The 13,528-nt window shown below is 67.3% G+C and carries 11 protein-coding genes; 4 read left to right on the top strand and 7 right to left on the bottom strand.

Translation table 11 applies throughout. The annotated features are described in order from the left end of the window. Positions 1 to 9: 9 nt before the first annotated feature. From hutI to hutH, 5 genes are all read right to left on the bottom strand, one after another. A complete protein-coding gene (gene hutI / locus BTH42_RS06170) occupies positions 10 to 1,242 on the bottom strand; it encodes an imidazolonepropionase (RefSeq protein WP_075297037.1) in 1,233 nt (410 codons plus the stop codon). A gap of 69 nt (positions 1,243 to 1,311) precedes the next feature. Next, the gene (locus BTH42_RS06165) at positions 1,312 to 1,959 is read right to left on the bottom strand and encodes a HutD family protein (protein WP_143751986.1); all 648 of its coding nucleotides are present in this window, start codon (positions 1,957 to 1,959) and stop codon (positions 1,312 to 1,314) included. Continuing rightward, positions 1,959 to 3,647 carry a urocanate hydratase gene (hutU, locus tag BTH42_RS06160; RefSeq protein WP_075296870.1) on the bottom strand — a complete coding sequence of 563 codons (1,689 nt, stop codon included), beginning with the start codon at positions 3,645 to 3,647 and terminating at the stop codon, positions 1,959 to 1,961. The genes BTH42_RS06165 and hutU overlap by 1 nt, the downstream gene beginning before the upstream one ends. Before the next feature lie 63 nt (positions 3,648 to 3,710). Further along, a complete protein-coding gene (gene hutC, locus BTH42_RS06155; protein ID WP_075297035.1) occupies positions 3,711 to 4,406 on the bottom strand; it encodes a histidine utilization repressor in 696 nt (231 codons plus the stop codon). A 24-nt stretch (positions 4,407 to 4,430) separates the two neighbouring features. Further along, the gene (hutH, locus tag BTH42_RS06150; RefSeq protein WP_075296868.1) at positions 4,431 to 5,951 is read right to left on the bottom strand and encodes a histidine ammonia-lyase; all 1,521 of its coding nucleotides are present in this window, start codon (positions 5,949 to 5,951) and stop codon (positions 4,431 to 4,433) included. A 525-nt stretch (positions 5,952 to 6,476) separates the two neighbouring features. On the opposite strand from hutH, the gene BTH42_RS06145 reads away from it, so the two are divergent. Together BTH42_RS06145 and BTH42_RS06140 are read left to right on the top strand one after the other, a co-directional pair. Beyond that, positions 6,477 to 7,391, top strand: a complete 915-nt coding sequence (locus BTH42_RS06145) for an NAD-dependent epimerase/dehydratase family protein (RefSeq protein ID WP_075296866.1) — start codon at positions 6,477 to 6,479, stop codon at positions 7,389 to 7,391. Positions 7,392 to 7,577: 186 nt separating this feature from the next. After that, positions 7,578 to 7,760 carry a hypothetical protein gene (locus BTH42_RS06140; protein WP_075296864.1) on the top strand — a complete coding sequence of 61 codons (183 nt, stop codon included), beginning with the start codon at positions 7,578 to 7,580 and terminating at the stop codon, positions 7,758 to 7,760. Positions 7,761 to 7,809: 49 nt separating this feature from the next. Here the strand turns inward: BTH42_RS06140 and BTH42_RS06135 are convergent, their stop codons facing one another. Continuing rightward, positions 7,810 to 9,192, bottom strand: coding sequence for an NCS2 family permease (locus BTH42_RS06135; protein ID WP_075296862.1), 1,383 nt, complete (start codon positions 9,190 to 9,192; stop codon positions 7,810 to 7,812). A 421-nt stretch (positions 9,193 to 9,613) separates the two neighbouring features. On the opposite strand from BTH42_RS06135, the gene BTH42_RS06130 reads away from it, so the two are divergent. Continuing rightward, positions 9,614 to 10,738 (top strand): PRC-barrel domain-containing protein, encoded by a 1,125-nt coding sequence (locus BTH42_RS06130; RefSeq protein ID WP_083654676.1) that lies wholly within the window; start codon positions 9,614 to 9,616, stop codon positions 10,736 to 10,738. Then, positions 10,735 to 12,000: an MFS transporter gene (locus BTH42_RS06125; RefSeq protein WP_075296860.1), complete on the top strand. Its 1,266-nt coding sequence runs from the start codon at positions 10,735 to 10,737 to the stop codon at positions 11,998 to 12,000. Before BTH42_RS06130 ends, BTH42_RS06125 begins: the two co-directional genes overlap by 4 nt. Before the next feature lie 102 nt (positions 12,001 to 12,102). On the opposite strand, the gene BTH42_RS06120 is transcribed toward BTH42_RS06125, so the two are convergent. Further along, positions 12,103 to 13,500, bottom strand: a complete 1,398-nt coding sequence (locus BTH42_RS06120; RefSeq protein WP_075297031.1) for an MFS transporter — start codon at positions 13,498 to 13,500, stop codon at positions 12,103 to 12,105. Positions 13,501 to 13,528: the final 28 nt, after the last annotated feature.

Raw genomic sequence — 13,528 nt, 5'->3', positions numbered from 1 at the left:
TCTCAGGTTCTAGTTCGAAGCACGCGTTTCGCGCCGCGTATAAACGGTCTCGCCGCCGCGCACCACCCGCGCGCACAACGGCCGGCCGATCCAGTAAGCGAGTTCGGCCAGCGAATCGACCGACCACACCGCGAAGTCGGCCGCGCGGCCGACCTGCAACGCGCCGTGCACGTCGCTCCTGCCGAGCGCGCGCGCCGCATGCGCGGTCACCCCTTGCAGCACTTCGGGCACGGTCATGCGGAACAGCGTGCAGCCCATGTTCATCATCAGCAGCAGCGACGTTGCGGGCGAAGTGCCCGGATTGCTGTCGGTCGAGATCGCGATCGGCACCTCGTAGCGCCGCAGCAAGTCGAGCGGCGGCAACTGCGTCTCACGGATGAAGTAGTAAGCGCCCGGCAGCAGCACCGCGACGGTGCCCGCTTCCTTCATCGCGGCAACGCCCGCTTCGTCGAGAAATTCGAGGTGATCGGCGGACAGCGCATGATGGCGCGCGGCCAATGCGGTGCCGCCGCCGTTCGACAACTGCTCCGCGTGCATCTTGACCGGCAGAGCGCAACGCGCGGCCGCGTTGAACACGCGCTCGCTCTGCTCCAGCGAAAAACCGATCCGCTCGCAAAACACGTCGACCGCATCGACAAGGCCTTCATCGACGAGCGCCGGCAGCATCGTGTTGCAGACTTCGTCGATATACGCGTCGGCGCGGCCCGCGAATTCGGGCGGCAGCGCATGCGCGCCGAGGAACGTGGTGTACACGCTGACCGGATAGCGCTCGCCCAGTTGCCGCGCGACGCGCAGCATCTTGCGCTCGCTCGCGAGGTCGAGGCCGTAACCGGATTTGATTTCAATGGCGGTCACGCCTTCGGCGAGCAGCGCTTCGAGCCGCGCGGCCGCCTGCGCGAACAGCGTCGCTTCGTCGGCGGCGCGGGTCGCGCGCACCGTCGAGACGATCCCGCCGCCCTGCCGCGCGATCTCTTCATAGCTGACGCCGGCGAGACGCTGCGCGAATTCGTCCGCGCGCTGGCCGCCGTACACGAGGTGCGTATGGCAGTCGATCAGCCCCGGCGTGACCCACGCGCCATGCAGATCTTCGCGCGGCCACGCCGCGTATTGCGCGGGGAGTTCGGAGGCCGCGCCGAGCCACGCAATGCGGCCATCTTCGACCGCGAGCGCCGCGTCGGCGAGCGTGTGGCGAGGGTCGCCCTGCGGGCATAGGTTCAGGTGATGCCAGACGGTTTGCTTCATCGCTTTGCTCATTGCAGCGGGTTGCGTGTCTGTGGGTGTGGATGTGGGCGTTGCTGTTCGAGTGAGGCGTCAGCGCGTATAGCGGATGCTGATCGCGAGCACCGCGCCGTCTCCCGCGAGCGCGCAGTGCAACGTCTCCGGCGCGTCGATGCGCAGCGTGTCGCCGCCATCGAGCCGCGACGTTTGCGCTTGCTCGCCCGCGGTCAACGTGACGCTCACCGCGCCGCTCGCGCAGTACAGCAGCACCACGTCGGCATCCAGCACGCGCAGCGCGCTCGCCTGCGCTTCGGCGTGCCACACGTCCAGCTCGCCCTGCGCCACGTCGCGCCGCACCATCAGGTTGAAGTCGCGCGTCGCGCCGTCGACCAGCCGCGCATCGATGCGCGTCTCGCCCGCGAAACGCGCGAGATCGAGCGGCTGGCGCAACGCATGCGTGTGCACCACGCTCGCGCCGTCCAGTTCGTCGAGCAGCATGCCCGCGCCGGCCAGCAGCACGAGGGTCCGCTCGACGCCGTCGAAGCGCGAGAACGGCCCGGCCTGCGCGACCTCGGCGACGCTCACGCGCCACATGAAGTCGCCGGCCGCCGCGCCGCCCGCCTGGGCGGGAAACGCGGCCACTTCGCGAGTGACGCCGCCGCCGTTCTTCCACGGCGCCGCCACCAGCTCGGCGCCGCGAATCAGCGTGACGCGCGCGAGGCTGCCCGCTTGCGTCACGATCAGCGGCCCAGCATCGGCAGCTTCAGGCCGGCTTCGCGCGCGGTCTGCTGCGCGAGTTCGTAGCCGGCATCCGCGTGACGCATCACGCCGGTCGCCGGATCGTTCAGCAGCACGCGGCCCAGGCGCTCGTGCGCGGCTTGCGTGCCGTCGGCGACGATCACGACGCCCGAGTGCTGCGAGAAGCCCATGCCGACGCCGCCGCCATGATGCAGCGACACCCACGACGCGCCGCCCGCGGTGTTCAGCAGCGCGTTCAGCAGCGGCCAGTCGCTGACCGCATCCGAGCCGTCCTTCATCGCTTCGGTTTCGCGGTTCGGGCTCGCGACCGAGCCGGTGTCGAGGTGATCGCGCCCAATCACGATCGGCGCCTTCAGCTCGCCGTTCTTGACCATCTCGTTGAACGCCTGGCCGAGGCGATAGCGATCCTTCACGCCGACCCAGCAGATCCGCGCCGGCAGACCCTGGAACGCGATGCGTTCGCGCGCCATGTCGAGCCAGTTGTGCAGATGCGGATCGTCGGGAATCAGTTCCTTGACCTTCGCATCGGTCTTGTAGATGTCCTCAGGATCGCCCGACAGCGCGACCCAGCGGAACGGGCCCTTGCCTTCGCAGAACAGCGGGCGGATATACGCGGGCACGAAGCCGGGGAAATCGAACGCGTTTTCGACGCCCATTTCCAGCGCCATCTGGCGGATGTTGTTGCCGTAGTCGAGCGTCGCCGCGCCGCGTTCCTGCAGCGTCAGCATTGCCTGCACCTGCTTGGCCATCGACTGCTTGGCCGGCGTGACGATGCTGTCCGGCGCGGTCTTCATCCGCTCGCGCCAGTCTTCGACGCTCCAGCCTTGCGGCAGGTAGCCGTGAATCGGATCGTGCGCGCTGGTCTGGTCCGTCACGCAGTCCGGCGTGATGCCGCGCGTCACGCACTCGGCGAACACGTCGGCCGCATTGCCGAGCAGACCGACCGACACCGGCTTGCCGGCGCGCTTCGCTTCGTCGAGCATCGCGAGCGCTTCGTCGAGCGTCTTCGCTTTCTTATCGACGTAGCGGGTCTTCAGACGGAAGTCGATGCGGGTCTCGTCGCATTCGACCGCGATCATCGAGAAACCGGCCATCGTCGCCGCCAGCGGCTGCGCGCCGCCCATCCCGCCGAGGCCGCCGGTGAGAATCCAGCGGCCCTTCGGGTCGCCGTTGAAATGCTGGTTCGCGACCGAGAAGAAAGTCTCGTAGGTGCCCTGCACGATCCCCTGGCTGCCGATATAGATCCAGCTGCCCGCGGTCATCTGGCCGTACATCATCAGGCCCTTGCGGTCGAGTTCGTGGAAGTGTTCCCACGTCGCCCAGTGCGGCACCAGGTTCGAATTGGCCAGCAGCACGCGCGGCGCATCCGCATGGGTGCGGAACACGCCGACCGGCTTGCCCGACTGAATCAGCAGCGTTTCGTCTTCGTTCAGGTCCTTCAGCGACGTGAGAATCTGGTCGAAGCAATCCCAGTTGCGCGCGGCGCGGCCGATGCCGCCGTACACGACCAGCGCGTGCGGGTGCTCGGCTACTTCGGGGTCCAGATTATTCTGGATCATCCGGTACGCGGCTTCCGCGATCCAGGTCTTGCAGGTCTTGTCCGCGCCGCGCGGTGCGCGGATCGTGCGGGTCGGGTCAAGACGCGGATCGATGTGTTTCGGATTGTTCATGGTGTCCCTCGCGATGCTCGAAGATATTCGATAAAGATTCAGTGATGATCGGAAAAAACGAATTCAGAAATGACCTGTGAAGCGGTAGCGGGTGCCCGGGTGCCACAGATTCGCGACCGACGCGACCTGCCCTTGCGACCACGTGCGCCGGTGCAGCACCAGGCACGGCTCGCGCTCGTCCATGTCGAGCAGTTCGCGGGTGCCGGCGTCGGCGGCTAAAGCCTCGATCCGGTACTCGACCCGCTGCAGCGGCGCGACGCGCACCAGGTACTGGTTCGGCGTGGTGTTCGTGAAGTCCTGCAACGCGTAGTCGGGTGCGACCGCCGGATTGACCCAGCGTTCTTCCAGCTGCACCGGCTCGTCGTTTTCGAAATGCAGCAGCCGCGAATGAAACAACGGACTGCCAGGTTTTAACTGCATTTCCTCGCCGAGCGCTTCGTCGGCGATGCTCGCGCCGACGTTGAGCACCTTCGCCTGATAGTGATGGCCGCGCGCGACGATTTCGTCGGAGATGCTGCGGATCGCGACCAGCGTCGACTCGTACTTGGGCCGGGCCACGAAGGTGCCCGAGCCCTGCACGCGTGTGAGCACCTGCTCCGAGGTCAACTCGCGCAGCGCGCGGTTGACCGTCATGCGCGCGACGCTGAACTCGCGCGCAAGCTCGTTTTCGGAGGGCACCTGGTCGCCTTCGGCCCACTCGCCCGCATGAATGCGCGCGAGGATGAAGTCCTTGATGCCCTGATAAGCGGGTGCGTTCATCGGCGTGATCCGCGCAGTCAAAACTTACTGTTCCGACACGAACGAGAACGGGCTCAGCTTCGCGATCGAGCCGTCCTGCACGCGCTTCGTGATCGCCGCGATGTCCGGCGCGAAGTAGTGATCGAGCTCGTAGTGAGCAACTTCGCCGCGCACCAGATCCATCACCTTCTGCAGGCTCGGGCTGGTCTTGTGCGGCGCGCGCAGATCGACGCCTTGAGCTGCGGCCAGCAGTTCGATCGACAGGATGTTCGCGGTGTTCTCGGCGATATCGCCGAGCTTGCGCGCGGCGAACGTCGCCATCGACACGTGGTCTTCCTGGTTCGCCGACGTGGGCAGCGAATCGACCGAGGCCGGATGCGCGAGCGTCTTGTTTTCGGACGCGAGCGCGGCCGCGGTCACGTGCGCGATCATGAAGCCCGAGTTCACCCCGCCATCCTTGACGAGGAACGGCGGCAGGCCCGACAGCGTCGCGTCGATCAGCAGCGCGATACGACGCTCGGCGAGCGCGCCGATTTCGGATGCGGCGAGCGCGAGGTTGTCGGCCGCGAACGCGACCGGCTCGGCGTGGAAGTTGCCGCCCGACAGCACTTCGCCGGTGTCCGGGAAAATCAGCGGGTTATCCGACACCGCGTTCGCTTCGGTCAGCAGCGTTTGCGCGGCCTGGCGCATCTGGTCCAGACACGCGCCCATCACCTGCGGCTGGCAGCGCAGGCTGTACGGGTCCTGCACCTTGTCGCAATCGGCGTGCGACACGTTGATGTTCGAGCCCTGCAGCAGCGAGCGATACGCGGCCGCCGCGTCGATCTGGCCTTGATGGCCGCGCAGTTCGTGGATGCGCGCATCGAACGGCTTGACCGAACCCATCGCCGCGTCGACCGACAGCGCGCCGGCCACCAGCCCGGTGCGGTACAGGTCCTCGATCGCGAACATGTTGTAGAGCGCGAGCGCGGTGGACGCTTGCGTGCCGTTCAGCAGCGCCAGACCTTCCTTCGCCTGCAGCGTCATCGGCTTCAGGCCGACCAGCGCGAGACCTTCGGTGGCCGCGATGCGCTCGCCCTTCGCGAACACTTCGCCGACGCCGAGCAGCACCGCCGACATATGCGCGAGCGGCGCGAGGTCGCCCGATGCGCCGACCGAGCCCTTGACCGGAATCACCGGCAGGACGTCCGCGTTGAACAGCTTGATCATCGCTTCCATCACTTCGCGGCGGATGCCCGAGTGACCGCGGCCGAGGCTCGACAGCTTCAGCGCCATCAGCAGACGCACGACCGGGCGCGACATCGGCTCGCCGACGCCGACCGCGTGCGACAGCACCAGATTGCGTTGCAGCAGTTCGAGCTGGTCGCGCGGGATGTGGGTGCTGGCCAGCCGGCCGAAACCGGTGTTGATACCGTAAGCCGGCTCGCCCTTGGCGGTGATGTCGGCAACCGCCTGCGCGCACGCGTCGATCGCGGCGTGGCTGGCGGGATCGAGTTGCAGGGTGACCTGTTCGCGCGCGATCTGGCGCAGTTGCGGGAGGGTCAGGTAGCCGGGCTTGAGAATCATGGTTGTCGTCCTGTCTATACAAGTTCGAATAAGTCTAGCGGGCCGCTCTTGTATATACAACTTCTTTTTCGAGATTTACGGCCTGGGGATTTCCATTAGCGGTGCTGGAGCCGCGCGATCGGGCGCTTAATAGCTGGGCAAACGGGTCGTCTGCGGGTTATCTGGCGGCGCGTGGCCGGATCGGCTCGGGGTACGCGGATCAGAGACTTGTATATACACGTGTACCGAAATAACGACCAAGCCAACGCCGCGGCGGCGGCGCGCGGCGCGCGGTGCCTCGCGACAGCGCGATAAGACAGTTATAGGAGAACCCGCCGGCGCCGCAAAAAGCGCGGCTGGCGCGCCGAACTCCCGCGCGTACAACCGGCCCTTCCCCGCCCGCGCGTCCGATTATTGATTTCAAATCAAGATTGATTTGAAACTAGACGCCTTTTTGCGAGAAATTTTCGACGCGATACTGCATGCCTGTCGATCGCGCTCGCGGTCCCCGTTCAGGCACCCAGGATAGGCACTCAGGAGAACCTCGTGAAGATTTTCGTTACAGGCGCAAGCGGTTTCATCGGCGGCTCGATCGCCGCGCATCTCGCGCGCGCCGGCCATCAGGTGCGCGGTCTGATCCGCAAGCCCGAGCACAACGCGCAGTTGCGGCAGCTCGGCATCGAACCGGTCGTCGGCACGCTCGACGAGCGCGCGCTGCTGATCGCCGAAGCGCAAGCCGCCGATGCGGTGATCAACGCGGCGAGCAGCGACCACGAAGGCGCGGTGCGCGCGTTGATCGACGGTCTCGCCGGCTCCGGCAAGGTGTTTCTGCACACCAGCGGTTCGAGCATCGTCGGCGATGCGTCGGGCGGCGAGCGCGGCGACGCGCGCATCTATCACGAAGACGCGCTGCCCGAGCCGACCGTCGACAAGGCCGCGCGCGTCGCGCTCGACCGCCTGGTGCTCGGCGCCGCCGGCAACAACATCCGCTCGGCCGTGCTGTGCAACACGCTGATCTACGGCCACGGCGCGGTCGCCGGCAGCGCGAGCGTGCAGCTGCCGCGCCTCGTGCGGCAGGCGCAGAAGAGCGGCGTGGTGCGCCATGTCGGCAGCGGCGGCAACATCTGGTCGAACGTGCATATCGACGACGTCGCCGAGCTGTATCGCCTCGCGCTCGAAAAGACCCCGGCCGGCACGTTCTATTTCGTCGAAAGCGGTGAAGCGTTGTTCAGCGAGATGAGCGCCGCGATCGCCCGCGCGCTGAAGCTGGGCGCGCCGCAAGACTGGCCGCTCGACGACGCGAAACAGGAATGGGGCTACGAAATGGCGTCATACGGGCTCGGCTCGAACAGCCGGGTGCGCGGCGAGCGCGCGCGCAAGCTGCTCGGCTGGCAGCCGCGCCGCACGTCGGTGATCGAGTGGATCGAGCGCGACATGATGGCGGAACAGAAGACCCGCTAAACGCGTCGGGGGCTCGCGATGCAATTGCAACGCGGCCCCCAACACATTATTCAGGTGTCCTCACACGCGCCCGCCACCGTAAGCTGTGTAAGCGCAATCGTTGCGAATCCGTAAGCTCATTTCGATAGAATCGCGCCGGCCTTGAAGTGCGCTCAGACCGTCGCACATGAGCCCCGGACCCGATTGATGACCCTTGCGCTGAATTTCGACTGGCTAACCAACCTGCTGGCGATTCTGTTCGTCATAGCGTGCCTGTACGACGCGCGCTATGACGAATACGGCGTATTGACGCTCGCCGCGGCCGCGATGAGCCTGATCGTGATGGCGATGGAAATGTTTCTGAGGCCCGCGTTTGAGATGGCGTTATAGCGCGGGCCGTGCCGTCTCAAGGCATTTTCGTCAGTACCCCCAACCAGCGTCAGATCGCCCAGCCGCCGACATAAAAGCCCACCAGCACCACCGCGATCGCGACGGTGCCCACATTGAGCTTGCGATACTCGCCGCTGACCACCCGGCCGATCACCAGCGTCGCGAAGCCGAGCATGATGCCGGTCACGATATTCGCGGTCAGCACGATAAACACCGCGCACACGAGCCCCGCCATCGCGTCGACCATGTCGTCCATATGCAGCTTCGCGACGTTCGACAGCATCAGCAGACCGACGTACATCAGCGCGGGCGCGGTCGCATACGAAGGCACCAGCGCGGCGAGCGGCGAGAAGAACATCACCACGAGGAACAGCAGGCCGACCACCGCCGCCGCCATCCCGGTCTTCGCGCCGGCCGCGACGCCGACCGTCGATTCGATATAGGCGGCCGCCGGCGCGCCGCCGAGCAGCCCCGAGAAAATCGAGCTGACCGAATCGGCGGTCAGCGCGCGGCCGCCGTTGATGATGCGGCCATTGGCATCGAGCTGACCGGCCTGCCCCGCGACCGCGCGGATCGTGCCGGTCGCGTCGAACACCGCGGTCATCACCAGCGCGAGCACGCTCGGCAACACCGCCATCGACAGCGCCCCCTTCACGTCCATCGCGCCGATCAGCGACGCATGCCCCGGCGCGGACAGCGACGGCACCGCGAACACGCCGTGAAACGCGACGGCCGGATCGATCGCGAGCCCGAGCGCCGAGATCGCGACGATCACGATCAGGATCGCGCCCGGCACGCGCCGGCGCACCAGCCCGACGATCGCCGCGAGCCCCGCCACCGACATCAGCGCCGGCAACGCGGTGATATGGCCGAGCGAGACCGGCAGACCGGCGCCCGGATTCTTGACGACGAGGCCGACATCGTTCGCGGCGATCAGCAGCAGAAAGAGGCCGATGCCGATCCCGGTGCCGTGCGCGATGCCCTCCGGCAGATTGCGCAGGATCCACGAGCGCACGCCGGTCACCGAAATCGCGGTAAACACGACGCCCATCAGGAACACCGCGCCGAGCGCGACGGTCGGATGCAGGCCCTTGCCGAGCACGAGGCCGAACGCGGTGAACGCGGTCAGCGAGATCGCGCAGCCGATCGCGATCGGCAGACGCGCCCACACGCCCATCAGCAGCGAGCCGAACGCGGTGGTCAGGCACACCGCGACGAACACCGCGCTGGTGTCGAAGCCAGCCTTGCCGAACATGCCCGGCACGACGAACACGGAGTAGACCATCGCGAGGAAGGTCGTGATGCCGGCGACGATTTCCGCACGCTGCGTGCTGCCGCGCGCGGAGATATCGAAGTAGCGGTCGAGAAAGCCTTTGGAGTCGAACGACTCGGGCGCGACTTCGGAAGTCGCGAGGGCCTGGGGTTCCATCATGATGACTGCCTCCTTTATCAGCGTGCTGAAACGGCCGCAGTCGGCGCGGGCCGTCGTCAGGGTTGTCTCGTGGATTTATTGAATGGGAAACATTGGAAATGCGCTTTTCTGAGTCGCAATGTAGGTGAAGACAAATATGGGTCCAATCGCATGGATGGCATGCCGGACATGTCGCGCGACTTATATCTTTGGCGCGACGGCAAAGCGCGTCGGCTCGCCGCGCGTTTACACCTATGCGAGGAACAGCCTGCGGGACGCCCGCGCCAAGCCTGCAACCGGCCCGCGCCTTGCTCCGCGAACAGCGCCGCGGCGCGTGCGAAACCTGAGCCGGCGAGCCGTGCAGGTTAAACTCTGCCCCTACCTCATCCAATCGCGGCGGCTCCTCGCGCCCGCCCGCACCTGCTACGTGGAGCTTTTCCCGATGACTGGCGGTTTTCCGCGTCCTGTCCGGCGCCTGCCGATCGCGTCGATCGCATCGATCGCGGCGCGTCCCTCGTTCGAATCATTGGCGCTGCACGCGCTGCTGCGCTTCATGCGCGTGCTCGCGGCACTGGCCGCGCTGCTCGCGCTCGCCGCGTTGACCGGTTGCAGCAGCATGCTGTGGGGCAACCAGCAGGCCCCGATCGTCGATGCGACGGTGATGCCGGTCGAGCCGGCCAGCGCGCCGGCCGCGGCGTCCACGCCGGAGCCGGCCGAAACCGCGAGCAACGAGCCGGAGCAGCCGAAGAAGCCGAAAAAACCGGTCGTCAAACCGCGCCGGGTCGAACCGCCGCCGCCCGTCGCCGCGCCGGCGCCGCCCCCCCCGCCGCCCGCGCCGCGCCAGCTGATCCTGCTGCGCGCGATCGATCGCAACGCCGCTCATACGCTGCTCGACAGCCAGGTGCAGAAGCCCGACGGCAAGCCGGTCGGCCGCGCGGTCGACATGATCGCCGACGCGGCCGGCAAGCCGCTCGAGATGGTCGTCAATCTGCAGGGCTTTCTCGGCGTCGGCGACCGCAAGGTGAACTTCCCGTGGAGCGCGTTCCGCTTCACGCCGAGCGTGAAGGAAGCGCCGATCACGCTGAACGCGGGCGCCACGCCGGCCGCCGCGAACAAGTCGAACGCGCCGCAGTTGCCGATGCTCGATGCGACGGTCGAGCGCGCGAACGGCGCGAAGGTCGGCCGGGTGGTCGACGTGCTGATCGACGGCAACGCGCAGCCGCAGGCGGTCGTGCTCGACGTCAGCGGGATGGTCAGCACCGAGCGGCGCACGATCGCCGCGAACTGGTCCGCGTTGCGCTTCGTCACGCGCGACAAGGAACTGCATCCGCTGCTCGAACTGAGCGACGCGCAGATCAACGCGACGCCGCCATACGCGGCCGACAAACCGATTCGCGCGGTATCGCCCGGCCCGGCGCCCGCGCCCGCCGCCTCCGCGGTGCCCGCCGCGTCCGCGCCGGGCGCATCGGCCGGTAACCCGGCAGGTGGGTCGGCCGGCGGCTCAGGTAATGCGGCGCCGTCCGGCTCGACCGCGGTGGCCGTCTCCAACGCACGGGCGGTCCGATGACGGTCCGCACAGTAGTCACGGCACGCAGTCTGCGCGCGCTCGATTGGCTGAACTTCTTCGTCGCCAATGTGCAGACCGGTTTCGGGCCGTTCATCGCGTCGTATCTGGCCTCGCACAAGTGGACCCAGGGCGAGATCGGCATGGTGCTGTCGGTCGGCACGATCAGCGCGATGGTCAGCCAGGTGCCGGGCGGCGCCGCGGTCGACGCGCTGCGCAACAAGAAAGGCGCCGCCGCGTGGGCGATCGTCGCGATCATCCTCAGCGCGCTGCTGCTCGCGGTCAGCCCGACCGTGCTGCCGGTGATCGCCGCCGAGGTGTTCCACGGCTTCGCGAGCTGCATGCTGACGCCGGCGCTCGCGGCGATCTCGTTCGCGCTGGTGGGACGCGCGAATCTCGGCGACCGGCTCGGCCGCAACGCGCGCTGGGCGTCGATCGGCAGCGCGGTCGCGGCCGGTTTGATGGGTCTCTTCGGCGAGTACTACTCGCCGCGCGCGGTGTTCTTTCTGACCGCGGGGCTCGCGGTGCCGGCGCTGTTCGCGCTGTCGATGATCCAGCGCACCGACACGATCGAGCTGCCTAAGGCCGCGCCGACGCCCGAGCAGCTCGAGCGGCGCGAGAGCCTGCGCGAGCTGCTGCGCGACCGCCGTCTGCTGCTGTTCGCCGCGTGCATCGTGCTGTTCCATCTGTCGAACGCGGCGATGCTCAATCTCGCGGCCGGCGAAGTGACGGCCGGCATGGGCGATAACGTGCAGCTGGTGATCGCCGCGTGCATCATCGTTCCGCAGGCGATCGTCGCGATGATGTCGCCGTGGGTCGGCCGTTCGGCCGAGCGCTGGGGCCGCCGGCCGATCCTGCTGCTGGGCTTCTCGGCGCTGCCGATCCGCGCGCTGCTGTTCGCCGGAATCAGCAGCCCGTATCTGCTGGTGCCGGTGCAGATGCTCGACGGTCTGAGCGCCGCGGTGTTCGGCGTGATGCTGCCGCTGATCGCCGCCGACGTGGCCGGCGACAAGGGCCGCTACAACCTCTGTATCGGTCTGTTCGGGCTGGCGGCCGGGATCGGCGCGACGCTCAGTACGACCGCGGCGGGCTTCGTCGCCGATCACTTCGGCAATGCGGTGAGCTTCTTCTGCCTCGCGGCGGCGGGCGCGCTCGCGGTGCTGCTGGTGTGGGCCGCGATGCCGGAGACGCGCGATGCGCCGGCCGGCGATGGTAACGGCGATGGCGCGCCGGTGACCGGTGGAGGGAAATCGACCGCGCGGTGAGTTTTGCGTGAGGCCGTGGGTGGATAGCAAAAGAGGCGCGATTTTTCGATCGCGCCTCTTTTTTTGCGGGTCATTCCGCGCGCGTCGCCGCGCGGCGCGTGCTCAATCGATCGGTTTGCCCGCCGTCTCCCGCATCAACGGCAACGGCAGCAACGACACCACGCTGCACCCGATCAGATACCACGCCGGCGCGAGATTGCTGCCGGAAATCTGGATCAGCCACGTCGCGAAGAACTGCGCGAAGCCACCGAAAATCGATACGCCCAGGCAGTACACGATCGACATCCCGGTCGCGCGGATCGCACGCGGAAACAGCTCGGGCAGCATCACGATATTGGGCACCGCGGTGAACGCGACCAGCACCGCGAGGCCGGCGACCACCGCGAGCAGCACCGGCACCGTCGGCGCCGCGTTGATCGCCATGAAGGCCGGATAGACCGCTAGAATCAGCAGCACCCGCGACACCGCCATCACCGGCTTGCGGCCGAGCCGGTCGGACAGCGCGCCCGCGAACGGCGAGCAGATCACCGTGACCACCGCGCCGGTCCACGCGGCCCACAGCGCCGAGGCCATCGGCAGATGCAGGATCTTGATCGCGTAGGTCGACAGATAGAACAGCACGATGTAGTTCGCCGCGGTGCCGCCGATCGTCGTCAGCGTGCCGGTCGTGATCGAGCGCGCGTGGTCGCGAAACAGCTTGCGCACCGGCATCGACGCCGGCTGTTCGGCCGGATTCGCGTGCGGGCTCGACACCGCCTGCGCGGCCCCGTCCTCGACACCCGGCAAGGTCTCGTCCAGATGCCGGCGGATATAGATACCGATCGGCCCCATCGCCATACCGATCACGAACGGCACGCGCCAGCCCCAGCTTTCGAGCGCTTGGGTCGACAGCGTCGAGGCGAGCGCGACGCCGAGCAGCGAGCCCACCACCGTGTTCGCGCCCTGGCTGACGAACTGCCAGCTGCCGTAGAAACCGCGCGTGCGGTCGCTGCCGTATTCGAGCAGCAGCGCGGTCGATGCGCCGACCTCGCCGCCCAGCGCAAAACCCTGAATCAGCCGCGCGACGATGATCAGGATCGGCGCGGCCACGCCGATCGTCGCGTAGCCGGGCGCGAACGCGATGATCGCGGAGCCGAGCGTCATCAGCCACAGCGTCAGGCTCATCGCGGCCTTGCGACCCGCGCGGTCCGCATAGCCGCCGAGAATCACGCCGCCCACCGGCCGCATGATGAAGCCGACTCCGAACGTGCCGACCGCGAGCATCAGTTGCACGAGCTGCCCTTCGACCGGGAAGAACAGCTTGCCGATGATCGTCGCGAAGAAGCTGTAGATCGTGAAGTCGAAGAATTCGAGGCCGTTGCCGAGCGTGATCGCGGCGATCGCCTTTGCGTGGCTCGCGCGTTTGCCGGGCGCGAGCGATGCCGGCGCGCCACTGGCGGCCGTGGCAACAAGCTGTGCTGCGTCGGTGTCCGCGGGCTGGGGAGTGGCGGAATAGTTCATCTGTGTCTCCATCGTGTTTTTACTGCGC

Source organism: Burkholderia sp. SRS-W-2-2016 (genome assembly GCF_001931485.1).
Taxonomy (GTDB): Bacteria; Pseudomonadota; Gammaproteobacteria; order Burkholderiales; family Burkholderiaceae; genus Paraburkholderia.
This window is presented reverse-complemented; position numbering and strand designations above follow the sequence as displayed.

What these genes read in the sequence shown, in the direction of transcription:
- hutI (WP_075297037.1), bottom strand. Translation starts at nt 1,242, where the DNA reads ATGAAGCAAACCGTCTGGCATCACCTGAACCTATGCCCGCAGGGCGAC.
- hutU (WP_075296870.1), bottom strand. Translation starts at nt 3,647, where the DNA reads ATGAACAATCCGAAACACATCGATCCGCGTCTTGACCCGACCCGCACG.
- hutC (WP_075297035.1), bottom strand. Translation starts at nt 4,406, where the DNA reads ATGAACGCACCCGCTTATCAGGGCATCAAGGACTTCATCCTCGCGCGC.
- hutH (WP_075296868.1), bottom strand. Translation starts at nt 5,951, where the DNA reads ATGATTCTCAAGCCCGGCTACCTGACCCTCCCGCAACTGCGCCAGATC.
- BTH42_RS06140 (WP_075296864.1), top strand. Translation starts at nt 7,578, where the DNA reads ATGACCCTTGCGCTGAATTTCGACTGGCTAACCAACCTGCTGGCGATT.
- BTH42_RS06135 (WP_075296862.1), bottom strand. Translation starts at nt 9,192, where the DNA reads ATGATGGAACCCCAGGCCCTCGCGACTTCCGAAGTCGCGCCCGAGTCG.
- BTH42_RS06130 (WP_083654676.1), top strand. Translation starts at nt 9,614, where the DNA reads ATGACTGGCGGTTTTCCGCGTCCTGTCCGGCGCCTGCCGATCGCGTCG.
- BTH42_RS06125 (WP_075296860.1), top strand. Translation starts at nt 10,735, where the DNA reads ATGACGGTCCGCACAGTAGTCACGGCACGCAGTCTGCGCGCGCTCGAT.
- BTH42_RS06120 (WP_075297031.1), bottom strand. Translation starts at nt 13,500, where the DNA reads ATGAACTATTCCGCCACTCCCCAGCCCGCGGACACCGACGCAGCACAG.